Origin of the sequence: Dokdonella sp. (assembly GCF_041395345.1) — a bacterium.
In the GTDB taxonomy this organism is placed as follows: domain Bacteria; phylum Pseudomonadota; class Gammaproteobacteria; order Xanthomonadales; family Rhodanobacteraceae; genus Dokdonella.
Window position 1 is genome coordinate 50,392 of sequence record NZ_JAWLAR010000002.1, and the last position, 18,629, is coordinate 69,020.

Below are 18,629 nucleotides of genomic sequence, written 5' to 3' on the forward strand. Positions count from 1 at the left end.
GCCATTATCGTTGGCTTTTCAGGTTCCCGAAAGCTCGCACTTCAAGAAATGCGTTGAATGCGCAGTAAAACACATGCCGCCAGCCCCTACCCATTCCCAATTCCCCATTCCCTATTCCCCGCAATTCAGATCTCCACCTGCGTGCCGAGCTCGATCAGCCGATTGCCGGGGATTTCGAAGAATGCGGTGGCCGAGGTGGCGTTGCGGGCGAGGAATTCGAACAGGCGGTCACGCCAGATCACCATGCCCGGCCGGTCGCCGGCGATGATGCTTTCGCGGCTGATGAAGAAGGTCGTGTCCATCATGTCAAACGGGAATCCGCAATCGCTGACGGTAGCGAGGGCGGCCGGGAGGTTGGTGTCCTCGGCAAATCCGTAGCGGATGCTGATCGAATAGAAGCCATCCGCGAGAGGCGCGACGCTTATCCGGTCTTTGGCCTCGGCAAACGGCTCGTCGAGCACCTCGACAGTGAGGATGATGTTGCGCTCATGCAGCACCTTGTTGTGCTTGAGGTTGTGCAGCAAGGCGTTCGGCACGCCGTCCGGGTTGGCGGTGAGGAAAACCGCGGTACCCGTCACACGCACCGGTGGATGCGCGCTGATCGAAGCGATGAACGGCTCGAGAGCGAGTCCTGCGCGTTTGATCTCGCGCATGACCAGCTCGCGACCCTTGCGCCAGGTCATCATCAGCGTAAACACGATTACGCCGAGTGCCAGCGGGAACCAGCCGCCGTAGATGAACTTGTCGATGACCGACGTCATGAGCAGTGAATCGACGCCAAGAAAGACGATAGCGACGGCGACTACGCGCCCGTAATTCCAGCGCCAGATGCGGCGAGCCACGATGACGACAAGCAGGGTGTTGATCAGCATCGTGCCGACGACGGCAAGTCCATAGGCACTGACCAGGTTTTCCGAGGAACGGAAGCCGATGACGACTGCAATCGTCAGAACCAGCAGGATGCGATTGATTGTCGGCAGGTAGATCTGGCCTTCCTCCTGATTGGAGGTATGCAGGATCTTCATTCGCGGCAGGTAGCCGAGCTGAACGGCCTGCCTGGCCATCGAGAAGGTTCCGGAAATGACCGCCTGCGAGGCGACGATGGTGGCCATGGTCGCGAGCACGATCATCGGTATCAGCAAGCCCTCGGGCACGAGCCGATAGAAGGGATTCTCTGCCGTGCTGGCGTCCGAGAGAACCAGCGCGCCCTGGCCCAGATAATTCAACATCAGGCAGGGCAGGACAACGAAGAACCAGACCAGGCGTATCGGTTTCTTGCCGAAATGACCCATGTCCGAATACAGCGCCTCGGCACCCGTGATCGAAAGGACGACGGCGCCCATCGCGAAGATGCCCATCTTTCCGTTGTGCACGAAGAACATGACCGCGTGGTGCGGTACCAGCGCCTCGAGCACCGCGGGTTCGTGCGTGATGCCCATGATTCCCAGCGTGCCGAGGGTGATGAACCAGACCAGGGTGACCGGCGCAAACAACGGTCCGACACGGCTTGTTCCGTGTTTCTGGATCGAGAAGATGGCCAGCAGGATCAGCACCGTGACCGGGACCACATAGCGCTCCAGCGAGGGCGCCAGGACTTCGATGCCTTCGACAGCCGAAAGCACCGAAATGGCGGGGGTCACCACGGCATCGCCAAAGAACAGGGAAGCGCCGAACAAGCCGATCACCATGATGATCCACTTCGCGCGAAGCCGCCTGACGCCACGCTGGGCAAGGGCCATCAGGGCCATCACGCCGCCCTGCCCCTTGTTGTCGGCGCGCAGGATGAAGGTCGCGTACTTGATCGAGACAACGGTGATCAGGGACCAGAAAATCAGCGACAGCACGCCGAGTACGTTTTCGCGCGCGACAACCACGCCATGCTGCTCGTTGAAAGCCTCGCGAAATGCGTACAGCGGGCTGGTACCGATGTCGCCATAGACAACGCCGATAACGCCGAAGCACAAGGCCAGCAGGCGCTTGTTGCTGGCGCTGTTTTCGTGCGAGGAACTGCTCATGCCGTAATTCCATGATGGGGCCGGGCGGGCTCGAGTCGAGCTGCCTGAGCTGGCTGATTCGCGTTCAACGGAGTGCCGCCTTGAGCGCCTTGCGGATGATGTCCTCGGCGCTATCGCCCGGCGCGCTCGCATCCCTGACCAGACGAGTGACTTCGTTGGGCTTGTAGCCGAGCGATTGCAGGGCAACGCTGGCTTCACTGATCGGATCCTTCGGCGGGTTCCCCGGGATGAAGCTGGACGAACCATCCACCAGGCCATCAACCCGATCACGCAACTCGACAATCATGCGCTCGGCGGTTTTCTTGCCGACTCCGGGAATACGCACCAGGGAAGCCACATCACCGCTCTCGATGAATCGCGCGAAATCCTCCGCCGATACGCCCGAAAGCACCGCCAGCGCAATCTTGGCACCGATGCCGCTGACCTTCTGCACGCCGCGAAACAGGCTGCGCTCCGACTCGCGCAGGAATCCGTACAGGGCGACCGAATCCTCCTTGACCGCATAGTGCGTGCACAAGGTGACCGGCTGTCCGACCTCGGGCAAGTCGTAGAACGTCGACATGGGTGCTTCCATCTCGTAACCGACGCCGCCCACGTCCACCATGATCCAGGGCGGCTGCTTGGCCACGAGCGTCCCTTTCAGCCGGCCGATCATCGACGCCGCCTCCAGGCCGTTCTGGGGATGCCGAGGCGCTCGGTGCTGGAGCGCGTATGCGCATGGGTCAGGGCCACGGCCAGCGCATCGGCCGCATCGGGCTGAAGTCTTCCCGGGATGCCGAGGAGCACGCCGACCATGTGCTGTACCTGGCTCTTGTCCGCGCCACCGCCACCGACGACGGCCTGCTTGACCTCCTTTGCGGCGTATTCGGCCAGGGCAAGTCCGCGATTGACCACGGCACAGATCGCCGCACCGCGTGCCTGGCCCAGCTTGAGCGCGGAATCCGGATTGCGCGCCATGAAGACGCGTTCGATGGCGACTTCGGCCGGGGCATGGGTTTCGATGATCACGCCAATCTCGTCGAATATCTGTTTGAGCCGGAGGTGGAAGGTCTCGTTGTCGAGCACATTGATCGCCGCATGGAAGACATGATGCGAACGGCCGTCCTCGCCGACGTCGATCACGCCGATACCGGTGCGCTGGCTACCCGGGTCGATGCCAAGGATACGGATCACTGGATTCCCTGCCCCGGCGCTCTGACTGGATGGGCCGTCATTCGGCTGACTCGGATAGCTGTCATAGATCTGAACCAGGCACCGGTCGGGATCCGCGAAACAAGATGCGGACTCTATCAGGAGGTTGCTTGCGGCGTGACATCAGGCTGCAGCCCCGAGTGTCGGGAAACGGCCCTCGCGCAAGAACGATGCGGTCAACGAGGCCACTTCGGCCGAAAACAGCAGGCCGGTATGCGACGTCTCAACGATGCAGTGCGCGTCGGCGCCGGCCAGGCGGGTCTCCTCGACACTGACCGTGCCGTCGTGCGGTCGAGGCAGACCTCCTATCAGGCCACCAAGGCCGAGCGGCCTGCTGCCGGCGATGATGGCTAGCGGGCGCCTACCCGACCAGTGCGCGAGCCCGCGGTCCAGGACCGGCGCGCTCTGCCCCATCAGCCAGCGTCCACCTGGTACGCGCAGCAGCCGGCTGGCCGCCGCACTGCCATTCAGGGGCGAGCCGAGGCAGACCAGGCGGCCAGGCGGCAGATCGTTCTGTTCCTCGGCCACCTGCGCAGCCAGCATGCCGCCGAGGCTGTGCCCGACCACATGCACGGTATGCCCGGTCATTCCACGCCAGTGCCGGCAGAGCCGGCTCGAGGTATCGGTCCAGGCGCCGACCACGCTGGGATAGTCGATGGTCTCCACGGTAAAACCCGCAGTACGCAATCGGCGCGCCAGCGGCAGCATGGTGATGCCGCGCATCCAGATGCCATGCAGCAGGATCACATGTTCGGGTTGGACGGAAGCCATCGGAGGTCGACGTCGGTGCTGTGGAAGGGCCGATCGATCGCTGCTATTCGGCCTCGGGCTCGATCGTACGGATGTGCAGATCGGCAAGCTGGCCCGCGACGATCGCCGAGGGCGCATCGGTCATCAGATCCTGCGCACTCGCGGTCTTCGGGAAGGCGATCACGTCGCGAATCGATTCGGTGCCCGCCATCAGCGCGGCAATCCGGTCGATGCCGAAGGCGATGCCGCCGTGCGGAGGCGCGCCAAAGCGCAGGGCTTCGAGCAGGAAGCCGAACTTGGCCTCGGCCTCTTCTGCACCGATTCCGAGCAGTTCGAACACCGCGCTCTGCATGTCCGGGCGATGGATACGAATCGAGCCGCCGCCGATCTCGTTGCCATTCAGCACCATGTCGTAGCCGCGCGAAACAGAAATCGCCGCATTGGCCTGCAAGTCGGCGACGTCATCGATCTTGGGTGCGGTGAACGGATGATGCAGGGCGACGAAGCGCTTCGCCTCGCCGTCGTACTCGAACATTGGAAAATCGACCACCCAAAGGGGCTTCCAGGCGTTTTCGACCAGGCCGAGATCGCGCGCAACCTTCACGCGCAAGGCGCCGAGGAAGTCGCAAACGGTCTTGTAGTCGCCAGCGCCAAACAGCAGCAGGTCCCCGCTTTGCGCCGCCGTTGCCGTAAGCAGCTTGTCCAGGCAGGCATCGTCAAGGAACTTGGCCACCGGCGAGTTGATGCCGTCGCGTCCGGCAGCGCGGTCGTCCACGCGCAGCCAGGCCAGGCCCCTGGCGCCGAATTTGGCTGCGTGCGCACCGAGCTCATCGATCTGCTTGCGCGTGAATACGGCACCACCCGGCACGCGCAATGCCGCCACGCGTCCGCCCGGATCGTTGGCCGGCCCGCTGAACACCTTGAACTCGAGGTCGCGCACATGCTCGGCAATATCCACCAGTTCCAGCGAAATGCGCAGATCGGGCTTGTCCGAGCCATAGCGGGCCATGGCCTCGGCGTAGGTCATGCGCGGAAATGGCCCGCCGAGATCGACCTCGCTGACTTCAAGGAAAACATGCCGGATCATCGCCTCGACGGCATCCTGCACGTCCTGTTCCTGGACGAAGGCGAACTCCATGTCGAGCTGGGTGAATTCGGGTTGACGGTCCGCGCGCAGGTCTTCATCGCGGAAACAGCGCGCGATCTGATAGTAGCGGTCAAAGCCGGCCACCATGAGCAGCTGCTTGAACAACTGTGGCGACTGCGGCAGGGCGAAGAATTCGCCGGGATGGACGCGGCTCGGCACCAGATAGTCGCGCGCGCCCTCGGGCGTGGCCTTGGTCAGGATCGGTGTCTCGATATCCTGGAAGCCGCGTCCGTCCAGATAGTGGCGCAAGGCCGAAACAAGCCGGGTGCGCAAGCGCATCTTGCGCTGCATGTCGGCCCGTCGAAGGTCGAGATAGCGGTACTTGAGACGCGTTTCCTCGTTCGGATTCTCGTGCAGCGCGAACGGCAGGCCTTCGGCCTTGTTGAGGACTTCGATGCGCTCGGCCACCACTTCCACCTGGCCACTGCGCAACTTGTCGTTGGCACTGACGCGCCGGCGAACCCGCCCTTGCACGCGCAGACAGAACTCATAGCCGATTTCGGCCGCCTGACGGAAGGCTTCGGTCGATTCGCGTTCGACGACAATCTGGACGATGCCCTCGTGATCGCGCAGGTCGATGAAGGCGACATGACTTTGCAGGCGCACGGTATCCACCCAGCCGCACAGGGTGACGGTCTGGTCGATCAGGGACTCGTCGATGAGGCCGCAAAGATGACTGCGCATGGGAAGCTCCGGTTGCAAGGCGCGGAATGCTATAGGCGATCATGCTGCACCGCAAACAAAAACGCCCGCCGGGGGGCGGGCGTTTCCGGATCGGGCCCAGTGGGCCCGAATGATCAATTCCAGCGTCGATCGACGCGGAATACGGCGGCGCAGCCGCCACTGACCCAGACACCGGCACGGTTGTAGCCCCAGGTACGACCCTGGATGCATGCGGTGTTGGAAAGCTGGCGCTGGATGCGCACGCCGCCACTCCGGCCGATATCGATCTGGCACATGCGGTAGCGGTAGTCCTTGCTCTCGCAGGTCAGGCTGAAGTCACGATCCCAGCCGGGACCCGGACTCCATCCGCCATGGTGACCACCGCCTCCAACCCGCCGAAACACGCCACTGCAGCCACGATCCACCCAGAGGCCGCTGCGATCGATGCCCCAGGTGCGCCCGCGCGAGCAGCTCGAATCGGACAGGCGCTGAACAAGCACGGCATCAGTCCAGTTCACGCCGCAGCGCTTGAACCGGTAGTCATGACTGGAGCATTCAATTTCATTGGCGCCGTAACCCTGCCCGTAACGCTGGGCGTGAGACTCCGGCATCAGGAACATGGACCCAAGCAGCGCAATCCCCACAGCAACTGTTTTTCCCAACACGGCAGCTCTCCTCTCGGTGTGAGGCCACAGTCTAGTCACGGCAATCCTGAATGTCTCCTTACGAGGAGGCGGAGGGCTCAGCCTTGGTTGCGGTCTTGGCAGGTTCGGCCTTGGGCGCGTCAGGCTTGGATGCCTCCGGCTTGGGTGCCTGCTCGGAACTGGCGAGATTTCGCTTCACGTCGCCTTCCTTCTTGAAATCCGTCTCGTACCAGCCGGATCCGGACAAGCGGAATGCGGGCGCCGTGACGCGTCGACGGACCGATTTCATGCCACATTCGGGGCAGGTATCCGGATCGGCGTCGGACAGCTTCTGCAAGCGTTCGAAACGGGTCTGGCAGGCGGAACACTCAAATTCGTAGATCGGCATGGGATTCACTGGAGGCGCAGAAATCTGGCGCTGACATGGTGCCGCAAGCCCGCCTTTCAATACCACAGGATCGTGCGAGCACGACAGCGCCAGCGGCCCGTCCACACGGACCGTCGCTTGCTTGATGGGACGATTCACCCGATCCTGCAAGACCGGATGCTGGCTGCGACGGGTTCGGAAAGCCGTAGTCGCGCTGATTCGGTGCCCTTGACCAATTGGAGACCCCCTTGGATTCCATCATCACCTTGATCAACAACCTGATCTGGAGCAAGGCGCTCATCGCGCTCTGCCTGGGTGCAGGCCTGTACTTCTCGATTCGCACGCGCTTCATGCAGGTGCGTTCGGTCCCCGAGATGATCCGCTCGATCTTCAGCGGCAAGACCTCGCCCTCCGGTGTTTCCTCATTCCAGGCCCTGACCATGTCGCTGTCGGGCCGGGTCGGCACCGGCAATATCGCCGGCGTCGCGACGGCTATCGCATTCGGTGGGCCGGGTGCGGTCTTCTGGATGTGGACCGTCGCCTTTTTCGGCGCATCCACGGCCTTCGTCGAGGCCACGCTCGGACAGATCTACAAGGAAAAGGATGATCGCGGCTTCTATCGCGGCGGCCCCGCCTACTACATCGAGAAAGGCCTCGGCCTGAAATGGTATGCGTGGACATTCGCCTTCGCCACGATCATCGCCACCGGATTCCTGCTGCCTGGCGTGCAGGCCAACAGCATCGGCATTGCCATTGAAAACGCATGGGGCGTCGAGTCCTGGATCACCGCCGCCTTCATCGTCGCCGGCCTCGCTTTCATCATCTTCGGCGGCGTCAAGCGCATCGCCCGGTTTGCCGAATTCGTGGTGCCGTTCATGGCCGTGGCCTACATCCTCATCGCGCTCGGCATCATGGTCATCAATATCGACCAGGTCCCGGTGGTGTTTTCCCTGATCATCAAGAGCGCCTTCGGCCTCGAAGCCGGATTTGGCGCCATGCTGGGCCTGGCCATCGAATGGGGCGTCAAGCGCGGGGTCTATTCCAATGAAGCCGGCCAGGGCACCGCCCCGCATGCCGCCGCCGCCGCCGAAGTCGCGCATCCGGCAAAACAGGGCTACGTGCAGGCGTTTTCGGTTTACGTGGACACCCTGCTGGTGTGCTCGGCAACCGCTTTCCTGATCCTGTCGACCGACATGTACAACGTGATCAGTCCGGCTGGAGAGGCGCTGGTCAGCCATCTGCCCGGCATCGAAGCGGGTCCGGGCTTTGCCCAGGCGGCCGTCGAGTCGGTGATTCCGGGCTTCGGCGAGGGCTTCGTCGCCCTGGCCCTGCTGTTCTTCGCCTTCACCACGATCGTGGCCTACTACTACATGGCCGAAACCAACATCGCCTACATCAATCGCAAGATTCATCGTCCCTGGATCACCCTGGTCCTGCGCTTCGGCATCCTCGGCATGGTCGCGCTCGGAACCATGAAAAGTGCTGGTGCAGCCTGGCAGCTGGGCGATATCGGCGCCGGCCTGATGGCCTGGCTCAACATCATTGCCATCCTGATCCTGCAAAAGCCGGCACTGAGGGCCCTGCGCGACTACGAAGCGCAGCGCAAGGCCGGCAAGGAACCGGTGTTTGATCCCGATGCGCTGGACATCCCGAACGCCGACCTTTGGCGCGAAAAGCTGAAGGAGAGCTCTTCGTAGGAAATGGCTTCAGCCATGATGCTTTTCAGCGGATTGCGACCAGGGCATCGCGGCTGAAGCCTGCTCCTACGAAACGCGCAGGAGAGCTCTTCGTAGGAAACGGCTTCAGCCATGATGCTTTTCAGCGCATTGCGACAACGGCATCGCGGCTGAAGCCTGCTCCTACGAAACGCGCAGGAGAGCTCTTTGTAGGAAATGGCTTCAGCCATGATGCTTTTCAGCAGATTGCGACAACGGCATCGCGGCTGAAGCCTGCTCCTACGAAACGCGCAGGAGAGCTCTTCGTAGGAAATGGCTTCAGCCATGATGCTTTTCAGCGGATTGCGACAACGGCATCGCGGCTGAAGCCTGCTCCTACGAAACGCGCAGGAGAGCTCTTCGTGGGAAATGGCCTCAGCCACGATGCTTTTCAGCGGATTGCGACCAGGGCATCGCGGCTGAAGCCTGCTCCTACGAAACGCGCAATCGATTCTCCACTCGATCAGCGTTGTCTGGGTCAACTCGTCGCGAACACCAGCTGCCCGCCCTCGGCATCGACCTTGACCGAATCACCCGGCTGGAAGCGCCCTTCCAGGATCTGTCGGGCCAGCGGATTCTCCAGCTGCTGCTGAACAGCCCGCTTGAGCGGTCGCGCACCGTAGACCGGATCGAAACCGACATTGCCGAGCAGATCGATCGCCTTGTCCGAAATTTCCAGGTGCAACTGGCGCTCGGCCAGGCGCTTGCCGAGGTATTCGGTCTGGATACGCGCGATCTTGCGGATCTGCGCCTTGTCGAGCGAGCGGAACACGACGATCTCGTCGAGACGGTTGATGAACTCGGGACGGAAGTGCGCCTGCACGACGCCCATCACCGAGGCCTTCATCTGGGTGTACTGCTCCTCGCTGTCGCCGGCCATTTCCTGGATGAACTGCGAGCCGAGGTTGGAGGTCATCACGATCACGGTATTGCGGAAGTCGACCGTGCGGCCCTGGCCGTCGGTCAGGCGTCCATCATCGAGCACCTGCAGCAGCACGTTGAAGACATCCGAATGCGCCTTCTCGACCTCATCGAGCAGGATCACGCAGTAGGGACGACGGCGGACCGCCTCGGTCAGATAACCGCCCTCGTCATAGCCGACGTATCCGGGCGGCGCGCCAATCAGGCGACTGACCGAATGCTTTTCCATGAATTCGCTCATGTCGATGCGCACCATCGCGTCGGTCGAATCGAACAGGAACTCGGCCAGCGCCTTGCACAGTTCGGTCTTGCCGACACCGGTCGGGCCAAGGAACAGGAACGAACCGTTCGGCCGGTTCGGATCGGAAAGGCCGGCGCGCGATCGACGGATCGCATCAGCCACGGCCTTGACCGCTTCATCCTGCCCGACCACGCGCTCATGCAGCGAGTCTTCCATGCGCAGCAACTTGTCGCGCTCGCCTTCGAGCATCTTGGAAACCGGAATGCCGGTCCAGCGCGAGACGACTTCAGCGATCTCCTCTGCGGTGACCTTGTCCTGCAGCAGCTGGAAGCCCTGCTGCTCGGTTTCCTGCGCGGCAGCAAGCTGTTTCTCCAGCTGCGGGATGCGCCCGTACTGGATCTCCGAAACCTTGGCGAAATCCTGCTGGCGCATGGCCGCGTCGATTTCCTGGCGCGCCTGCTCGATCGATTCCTTGATTTTCGTGGTGCCCGTGACGGCCGCCTTTTCAGCCTTCCAGATCTCCTCGAGGTCGGAGAACTCGCGCTCGAGCGCATCGATCTCGCTTTCGAGATCGGCCAGGCGCTGCCTGGACTCCGAATCCTTCTCCTTCTTCAGTGCCTCGCGCTGGATCTTCAACTGGATCAGGCGACGCTCCTTGCGATCGAGCTCTTCCGGCTTGGAATCGATTTCCATGCGGATGCGCGAAGCGGCCTCATCCATCAGGTCGATGGCCTTGTCCGGCAACTGCCGGTCCGGGATGTAGCGATGCGAAAGGGTCGCCGCGGCAACAATGGCCGGATCGGTAATTTCCACCCCGTGGTGGACGGCGTATTTTTCCTTCAGGCCGCGCAGGATCGCGATGGTGTCCTCGACGCTGGGTTCGCCGACGAATACCTTCTGGAAGCGACGTTCCAGAGCCGCGTCCTTTTCGATGTACTTGCGATACTCGTCGAGCGTGGTTGCACCCACGCAATGCAGCTCGCCGCGCGCCAGTGCCGGCTTGAGCATGTTGCCGGCATCCATCGAGCCTTCGGCCTTGCCGGCGCCGACCATGGTGTGCAATTCATCGATGAACAGGATCACCTGTCCTTCCTGCTTGGACAGATCGTTGAGTACGCCCTTGAGGCGCTCCTCGAACTCGCCGCGGAACTTTGCGCCGGCGATCAGGGCACCCATGTCCAGCGAAAGCACGCGCTTGCCGCGCAAGCCCTCGGGCACTTCGTCATGGATGATGCGCTGGGCCAGACCCTCGACAATGGCGGTCTTGCCCACTCCCGGCTCACCGATCAGGACCGGATTGTTCTTGGTGCGCCGCTGCAGAACCTGGATCACGCGGCGGATTTCCTCATCACGCCCGATGACCGGATCGAGCTTGCCGCTGCCGGCCCGAGCGGTCAGGTCGATGCAATACTTTTCCAGAGCCTGGCGGCTTTCTTCGGCGTTCGCATCGTCGACCTTCTCGCCGCCACGCATGCGTTCTATCGCCGATTCGAGCGCGGCCGTGCTGCCACCGGTGGCTTTCAGGGCGGCACCCACTTCGCCCTTGTCCTCGAGCGCGGCCAGCACGAAAAGCTCGCTGGCGATGAACTGGTCTCCTCGCTTCTGGGCCAGCTTGTCGGTCAGGTTGAGCAGGCGATTGAGGTCGTTGCCGACACTGATGTTGCCTTCCTGCCCGGCGACCTTCGGCAGCTTGTCCAGGATCTGCCCGAGTCGCGTGCGCAAGGCGGCGACGTTGACGCCGGCCTGGGCCAGCATCGGCTGGGTCGAGCCACCCTGCTGATCGAGCAGGGCGACCAGGACATGCACCGGTTCGAGCATGTTGTGATCGCGTCCAACCGCCAGACTCTGGGCATCGGCCAGGGCCTGCTGGAAGCGGGAAGTCAGTTTGTCCATGCGCATGCGGGACCACCTTGATTTCATGGGGCGGCCACGCCGCCGATGCACGCGAAATGGTGGCAACCAGGCAAGGAATCAAGCAGCGACGCAGCCCTCTGGCCGCTTGAGCCCCTTCCCCTTCCGGGAAAGGGCTGGGGTGAGGGTACGATGCGCTGACATTTTCGTCATTTGCATCGTTACCGAAGTTTTCCTCAAGTCTCGAGAGAAGGCAGGGGATTGCCGCCCATTGCGCTTCCGGATCTGACAATACCCACCGCATTGGGAGAGCGCGACATCTGGAGACTGCCGCAATTGCGTACCGTCACCCCGACCCTCTGCCGAGAGGAAAGGGGGTCAAGCGCGGGATTCGCGTCCAGGAGTAGCAACCAGGTTGATGCCCTGTACCTGACGGTCGGATCAGCTAGCCCGTCTGTGCCGCACCACGCGGAACCAGCGTCGCCGCAGCGGAGAGCGTGATGCGGAAGCAGGCGCCGCCGCCGGCCACCGGCACGTATTCGAGCGTGGCCTGGCTGGATTCGCACATCTGTCGCGCCAGGTAGAGACCCAGCCCGGTTCCGTATTCACTGGTCGTGTAGAACGGATCAAAGATTTGCGCAGCCACCTTGGCCGGAATGCCCGGGCCGCGATCGACCACTTCGAGCAAGGGCGGACCCTTGTCCGTGGCAAGCCGCGCCACCACGACCACGCGCGCAACCGCGCCGGGTTCGCGTCCGTAGCGAATTGCATTCTGCACGAGATTCCAGACCACCTGCTGCAGGTGCTGCGGATCCACCATGGCCTCGATCTGGCGATTCTGCGTAATCGCACGCAAATGATCCTGGCCGAGGTCGTTGTTCTGCTTGTATTCCTCGACGAAGTTCAGGGCCCAGGCGTTCACGTCGATGCTTTCCGGTCGCGACCGCTCGCGGCGCGATAGCTGGAGGATGTTCTCGATGACTTCGTTGGCCCGCGTGCAATGGTTGTTGACGATTTCGACCAGACGGCGATCTTCCTCTTCCATGCTCTCCGATTCAGCCAGCAGCTGCGCCGAATAGCGGATTGCGGCCAGCGGATTGCGGATTTCGTGCGCAATCGACGCCGACAGTCGGCCGAGCGACGCGAGAGTCATTTCCTCGGCGCGGCGCGACAGCAGCGAAGTGTCGTCGAGAAAGATCAGGATGTGCGTATCGTCATTCGGCGCCATGCGGGAGAAGCGTGGAATCACCTCGGGCACGTCGGCGGCCAGCGCAACCGGGTTCTGGTCGATGCGACCGGAATGGCGCCAGTGGTACAGGCGACGGGAAAGTTCGGCGGCAACCTGGCCGAGGTCACGCTCGCTCGGCGAGGGGTTTCCGATCAGATGCCAGGCCGATTCATTGATGCGCAGGATGTGGTTGGCATCATCGACCAGCAGCACGCCGGTCTTCATGCGCCGGATGATCAGGTCATTGACCTGTTCGAGGTTGAGCAGATCGACTCCGCGCTGTTCGGCCAGCGCTTCGGTCTCGCGCATCTGGCGGCCGAGATGGGCGCAAAGCGCCGCCACGGCGAGGTAGGCAAGCCCGAACAGGGTCGCCTCCAGCACGCTGCGATCAACGGCACTTTCGTTGACGTAGGCATAGATCGGCGGTGCCATGACCCCGACCGCCGCCAGCGTGGCCAGAGCCAGCGACTGGCGGAACGGCAGCAGCAGCGCGCAGACGCCGACGTTGACCATCAGCATCATCGGGATCGAGCTGTGACCCCCGCTGATCGAAAACAGGACCAGCGAGGCGGCCAGCGTATCCAGGGCGATCGCCAGGCCGATGCTTGCGCTGAGGTTCTTGCGCATGCGCTCGGTGGTGATCAGCAGAATCGCGGCTACCGCGCAGTAGACCAGGGCAACGACCCGACCCATCTGCGAATGGCTGATCCTGATCCAGTCGACGGCAAGCGGGCTGAAGACCAGAGCCAGATAGATGACCGACTCGAGCAGTCGATACAAATTGAAGAAATACAGCTCGCGCCGGGTGATGTCACCCGACACGTCGTCCGCCCGGCGGGCTCTGCGTTCAGTCAAGTCGGATTCTCCATGCCCGACAAATTATAGGTACGCGGGTCGCATTGCCATAGGCTTGTACTTTTCGCGTGACCATCGCGCCCCCGAGGCACGATGCTGGAGACGCCAGCTCGATCGAGGACCCGCCGGCAGATCGCGCCAGGTCCGCATGGATCTCAGCGAAACGGGAGCGGATGACCGGAACTCGACCCGATTGCCGCCCGCTTTTGCATTCGCAGCACGAAGTGCCCAGAATACGCGCCCATTCCGCGGGTCGGCCCGGAATCCCGGTGCCGGCGCTTTTCCCTGTCCGCTCAAAGGCTTGCGCCCGTTGCCAGCAGTGCAACGGCGTGAACCGTGACTCTCCCAACCAGGTGCCTGCATGAATTTCCACGAATACCAAGCCAAGGAATTGTTCGCCGAATACGGAATCCCGGTCCCTCCCGGCAAAGTTGCCTCGTCCCCCGAACAAGCCGTCGACGCGGCCAAGGCGCTGGGCGGAACCCAGTGGATGGTCAAGGCACAGATCCATGCCGGCGGCCGCGGCAAGGCGGGCGGTGTGAAATTCTGCAAATCCACCGATGAGGTCAAGGCGGCCGCAGCCGGCATGCTCGGTCGCGACATGGAAACCTACCAGTCCGGCGGACGTGCGTTGCCGGTCAACCTGGTCCTGGTGACCGACGCAACCGATATCGCCAAGGAGCTGTATCTCTCGATCCTGGTCGACCGCGACAGCAAGGCCGTATCCTTCATCGCATCGGCCCAGGGTGGCGTCGACATCGAACAGGTCGCCCGCGAGACACCGGAAGACATTCACACGATCGAGGTCAATTTCGTCGAGGGCCTGCAGCCATACCAGTGCCGCAAGCTCGCCTTCGACATGGGCCTCGATGGCAAGCAGGCCAACCAGCTGACCAGGATCATGCTCGGCCTGTACAAGCTGTTCAACGAGAAAGACCTGGCCCTGGTCGAACTCAACCCGCTGGCCATCCTCGACTCCGGCGTGCTGATGGCGCTGGATGGCAAGGTCAACTCCGACGACAATGCCGAGTTCCGCCATCCGAAGCTGGCCGCCATGCGCGACCTGACCCAGGAAGACGCGGCCGAAGCGGCCGCCGTCCAGCACAACCTCAACTACGTGACCATGGACGGCAACATCGGTTGCATGGTCAATGGCGCCGGTCTGGCCATGGCGACCATGGACGTGATCAAGCTGGCGGGCGGCGAGCCGGCCAACTTCCTCGATGTCGGCGGTGGCGCCACCAAGGAACGCGTTACCGAGGCATTCAAGCTGATCCTGCGTTCGGACAAGGTCCAGGCCATCCTGATCAACATCTTTGGCGGCATCGTGCGCTGCGACCTGATCGCCGAAGGCGTCATTGCGGCGGTCAAGGAAGTCGGCCTGAAGATTCCGGTGATCGTTCGCCTGCAGGGCACGAACGTCGACAAGGGCCGCGAGCTGCTGGCCAACTCGGGCCTCGCGATCACGCCTGCCGATGACCTCAACGATGCCGCCAACAAGGCGGTCGCGTCGGTCAAGGCCGCCTGAGCCCGAATCAAGATAACCACGACAGGCCCCCGTAGGAGCGGCTTCAGCCGCGATGCTCCTGCTCTTGATGTTCAACAGAGTGCAACAGCATCACCCCCACAGGCGCCCAGCAACTGCAAAGAATTTTCGAGGATTGATCCATGAGCGTTTTGGTCAACAAGAACACCAAGGTCATCACCCAGGGCTTCACCGGCCAGCAGGGTACCTTCCATTCCGAACAGGCCGTCGACTACGGCACCAGGCTGGTCGGTGGCGTCACCCCGGGCAAGGGCGGCAGCCAGCACATCGGCTTGCCGGTCTTTAATACCGTGCATGATGCGGTCGAGGAGACCGGTGCAGACGCATCGATGATCTTCGTGCCGCCGCCGTTTGCCGCGGACGCCATCCTCGAAGCCGCGGATGCCGGCATCAAGGTCATCGTCACGATCACCGAAGGTATCCCGGTGCTCGACATGCTGCGCGTGAAGAACGTGCTCAAGCAGTATCCGGATACCGTCCTGATCGGACCGAACTGCCCCGGCATCATCACGCCGGGCGAATGCAAGATCGGCATCATGCCCGGGCACATCCACAAGCCCGGCAAGGTCGGCATCGTTTCGCGCTCGGGCACGCTGACCTACGAAGCGGTATTCCAGACCACCAATGCCGGCCTCGGCCAGTCGACCTGCATCGGCATCGGCGGCGACCCGATCAACGGCCTGAGCTTCATCGACTGCCTGAAACTGTTCCAGGAAGATCCGCAGACCGAAGGCATCATCATGGTCGGCGAGATTGGCGGCAGCGCCGAGGAAGAAGCGGCCGAATTCATCTCGGAGTTCGTGACCAAGCCGGTGGTCGCCTTCATCGCCGGCGCCAGCGCCCCGGCCGGCAAGCGCATGGGCCACGCCGGCGCGATCATCTCCGGCGGCAAGGGCACCGCCGCAGCCAAGTTCGAGGCGCTCGAGAAGGCCGGCGTGACCACGGTCAAGTCTCCTGCGGACCTCGGCACGACCCTCGCGAAGAAGATGCAGTAGGCCGGACTCGCTGGCCTGATCTGAAAAGCCGTCGGAGCGATCCGGCGGCTTTCTTGCATTTGCACGCGCCACGGGAACGCATTCGAGTGCGGTTCAGGGCAAATTGCGCCGATTGCGCTAGTCTGCTCGCTCGGTGCATCCGGGGGGGCAGTACCGGTCCATTGTCCCGCGCACATCGGACAATGACCATGATGTCGATGCAATGACTGAAAACAAGACTTCTGCCGAGATTGTCGAGCTGCCTGTTCCGCTGCCGAGTATTCCGGGCTACCGGATCCAGCGGCGCCTGGGACTCGGCGGCATGGCGACCGTCTATCTGGCCGTCCAGGAGTCGCTTGATCGCGAAGTGGCGATCAAGGTCATGCGCCCTGCGCGCGCGTTCGACGAGGCGCTCTCCATCCGCTTCGAGCACGAGGCACGCATCATCGCCAAGCTCGAACATCCCGGCATCGTGGTCATTCACGAAGTCGGTCGAACCGAATACGGCGATCTCTACTACGTAATGCCCTATCTGGCCAAGGGCGATCTCAGCGTGCGCGACTACCGTGATGACGAGCCAGGACTCATCGCCCTGCTGCGCCAGTTGCTCGATGCACTCGGTTACGCGCACGCGCGCGGCATCGTGCATCGGGACGTAAAGCCCGAGAACGTCCTGTTCGACAACGCGGACCGTCCGCAGCTTGCCGATTTCGGCATAGCCCTGGCACAGCGCGAGTTCAACTCGAGGATTACCGGAGACGGGCTCGTCATCGGCAGCGGGGCCCAGATGAGCCCCGAGCAGGCACGCGCCGATCCGGTGGACGGGCGCTCCGATCTCTACAGTCTCGGCGTTCTGACCTACGAGTTGCTGACCGGCAAGCTGCCGTTCCAGTCCAGTGACGCGCTGGCCCTGGCCCTGATGCATGCGCAGGATCCGGTGCCGAGGCTGCCCGTCGAAAAATCGCACTGGCAGTCGTTCATCGACCAGGCCATGGCCAAGCAGCCCGAGCAGCGCTTTCGCAATGCACAAGCCATGCAGCGCGCGCTCGACCCGATCCAGCGACAACTGCGCCGCGCGGCCGGGCCGATCGGACGCCTGCGCCACGCCACGCACCATCAACCTGCACTGCTCGTAGCGGTGGGCGCCCTGCTGGCCGTCTCCCTGGTGACGCTGGCCTTGCCCTGGATGGCCCGATTGAACGCCCAGCGCGCGGAGCCGGCGGATGCGATCGCGCCGTTGAGCACTGCCGAGGCAGAAGCCAAAGCGGCACACGACCTGAACATGATCAGGTTGCTGTCACTGGCGCAGGAGCAGTTTTCGCAAGCCGCATTTCTCTCTCCCGAGGGCGCCAACGCGGCGCAAACCTACCTCCGCATCCTCGAGGAGGAGCCCGGCAATGCCGATGCGCGGGCCGGCCTGGAAGCCGTGATCGACGCCCTGGTTCCGGTGCTTGTCGAGGCGTGCCGCGCGGAAAAGTTTGATGCCGTGCGCAGCGACTATCGGCAACTCGAACAACTGGCCGATCAGGCGGGTCTGGCCGGATCGGCCGCCTTCGGCGCGCTGCGCAGCAGTCTGTCCGATGCCTTGCTGGCAACAGTCACGGCGCTGGCTGACCGGGCCGAAACGGCAAAGGCCGAAGACGGCCTGGCGCTGGCTCGCGATCTCAAGTTCACTGCCGCCGGTTTCGCGAACCTGGCGGACTCGTTGAACCGCATGCCGGCCATCGGCGTCGAAGTCAGGGATGCAGGCGGCCCTGCACTGCTGCTGGTACCCGCGGACTATGCCGGATCACGCCTGGAGCAGGGCTTCATGATGATGCGCAATGAAGTCAGTCGCGACGACTATGCAGACTTTGCCAATGCTACTCGCCGCGAAGCCTCACGCTGCCGCAATCGCCTGTCGCCGCTGCGCCTGTTCGACCGCCGCGACTGGCGCGATCCGGGTTTCCGCCAATCGGGCACCGAGCCTGTTGTCTGCATCAGCTTTGCCGATGCGCAAGCCTACGCAACCTGGCTCGGACGACGCACCGGTCAACGCTACCGGCTGCCGAGCAGGCAGGAGTGGATGGCGGCCGCACGCTCAATTCCCTCGAGCGGATCCGCCTGCCGGCTCGGGAATGTTCGCGACGCCAGTACCAAAGGCATCGAATTGCGCCATTCCTGCAATGACGCGCAAGCCAACACCGCGCCGGCAGGACGCTACCAGGTCAGCGCCCTAGGCTTGCACGACTTGCGCGGCAATGTGGCGGAGTGGTCATCCGCGTGCGGCAGCGATTGCTCGCGTCGAGAAGTCCTTGGCCTATCCTGGCAGGACGGACCCGACGTGGATGTCCGAAACGTTCGTGCGCTCGAATCGGACCGTGGCTACGATGACGTTGGCTTCCGGCTGGTCCGGGAGGTCCAGCCGACCGGCCTGAAAGCAACGGAATGAACCGGCGTGGCATACTTTGCAGGACAACCCAACTCGTGGCGCGCAAGGCGTGACCGGGGATCCCGCTGCCGGCGCGATCTGCTGACAATC

Annotated in this window: 13 protein-coding genes; 4 read left to right on the forward strand and 9 right to left on the reverse strand. The window is 63.0% G+C overall.

The features are described 5' to 3' along the window. Positions 1–125 precede the first annotated feature (125 nt). The 7 genes from R3F00_RS02295 to R3F00_RS02325 form a co-directional block, all read right to left on the reverse strand. Complete coding sequence (locus R3F00_RS02295; RefSeq protein WP_371280086.1) at positions 126–2,015, reverse strand: potassium transporter Kup; 1,890 nt, start codon at positions 2,013–2,015, stop codon at positions 126–128. 64 nt (positions 2,016–2,079) lie between these two features. After that, positions 2,080–2,670 (reverse strand): Holliday junction branch migration protein RuvA, encoded by a 591-nt coding sequence (gene ruvA, locus R3F00_RS02300; protein ID WP_371280087.1) that lies wholly within the window; start codon positions 2,668–2,670, stop codon positions 2,080–2,082. Beyond that, positions 2,667–3,188: a crossover junction endodeoxyribonuclease RuvC gene (ruvC, locus tag R3F00_RS02305; RefSeq protein WP_371280088.1), complete on the reverse strand. Its 522-nt coding sequence runs from the start codon at positions 3,186–3,188 to the stop codon at positions 2,667–2,669. The genes ruvA and ruvC overlap by 4 nt, the downstream gene beginning before the upstream one ends. 141 nt (positions 3,189–3,329) lie before the next feature. Continuing rightward, on the reverse strand, positions 3,330–3,977 hold the full coding sequence (locus R3F00_RS02310) for an esterase/lipase family protein (protein ID WP_371280089.1): 648 nt from the start codon (positions 3,975–3,977) through the stop codon (positions 3,330–3,332). 43 nt (positions 3,978–4,020) lie between these two features. Further along, positions 4,021–5,787 (reverse strand): aspartate--tRNA ligase, encoded by a 1,767-nt coding sequence (gene aspS / locus R3F00_RS02315; RefSeq protein WP_371280090.1) that lies wholly within the window; start codon positions 5,785–5,787, stop codon positions 4,021–4,023. Positions 5,788–5,900: 113 nt separating this feature from the next. Beyond that, positions 5,901–6,431, reverse strand: coding sequence for a DUF3011 domain-containing protein (locus tag R3F00_RS02320; protein ID WP_371280091.1), 531 nt, complete (start codon positions 6,429–6,431; stop codon positions 5,901–5,903). A 58-nt stretch (positions 6,432–6,489) separates the two neighbouring features. Continuing rightward, entirely contained in the window at positions 6,490–6,798 is a 309-nt protein-coding gene (locus R3F00_RS02325; RefSeq protein WP_371280092.1) for an FmdB family zinc ribbon protein, read from the reverse strand. Between the two features lie 227 nt (positions 6,799–7,025). On the opposite strand from R3F00_RS02325, the gene R3F00_RS02330 reads away from it, so the two are divergent. Continuing rightward, positions 7,026–8,474: an alanine/glycine:cation symporter family protein gene (locus tag R3F00_RS02330; protein ID WP_371280093.1), complete on the forward strand. Its 1,449-nt coding sequence runs from the start codon at positions 7,026–7,028 to the stop codon at positions 8,472–8,474. Between the two features lie 496 nt (positions 8,475–8,970). Here R3F00_RS02330 and clpB read toward each other — a convergent pair whose 3' ends face one another. Together clpB and R3F00_RS02340 are read right to left on the reverse strand one after the other, a co-directional pair. After that, the gene (gene clpB / locus R3F00_RS02335) at positions 8,971–11,553 is read right to left on the reverse strand and encodes an ATP-dependent chaperone ClpB (RefSeq protein ID WP_371280094.1); all 2,583 of its coding nucleotides are present in this window, start codon (positions 11,551–11,553) and stop codon (positions 8,971–8,973) included. A gap of 397 nt (positions 11,554–11,950) precedes the next feature. Then, a complete protein-coding gene (locus tag R3F00_RS02340; RefSeq protein WP_371280095.1) occupies positions 11,951–13,588 on the reverse strand; it encodes a PAS domain-containing sensor histidine kinase in 1,638 nt (545 codons plus the stop codon). 361 nt (positions 13,589–13,949) lie between these two features. Here R3F00_RS02340 and sucC point away from each other — a divergent pair, with 361 nt between their 5' ends. The 3 genes from sucC to R3F00_RS02355 all read left to right on the forward strand — a co-directional run bounded on the left by sucC (position 13,950) and on the right by R3F00_RS02355 (position 18,539). Next, positions 13,950–15,116 (forward strand): ADP-forming succinate--CoA ligase subunit beta, encoded by a 1,167-nt coding sequence (gene sucC, locus R3F00_RS02345; protein WP_371280097.1) that lies wholly within the window; start codon positions 13,950–13,952, stop codon positions 15,114–15,116. 140 nt (positions 15,117–15,256) lie between these two features. Next, positions 15,257–16,129: a succinate--CoA ligase subunit alpha gene (sucD, locus tag R3F00_RS02350; protein WP_371280098.1), complete on the forward strand. Its 873-nt coding sequence runs from the start codon at positions 15,257–15,259 to the stop codon at positions 16,127–16,129. 202 nt (positions 16,130–16,331) lie between these two features. Beyond that, on the forward strand, positions 16,332–18,539 hold the full coding sequence (locus R3F00_RS02355; protein WP_371280099.1) for an SUMF1/EgtB/PvdO family nonheme iron enzyme: 2,208 nt from the start codon (positions 16,332–16,334) through the stop codon (positions 18,537–18,539). Positions 18,540–18,629 lie beyond the last annotated feature (90 nt).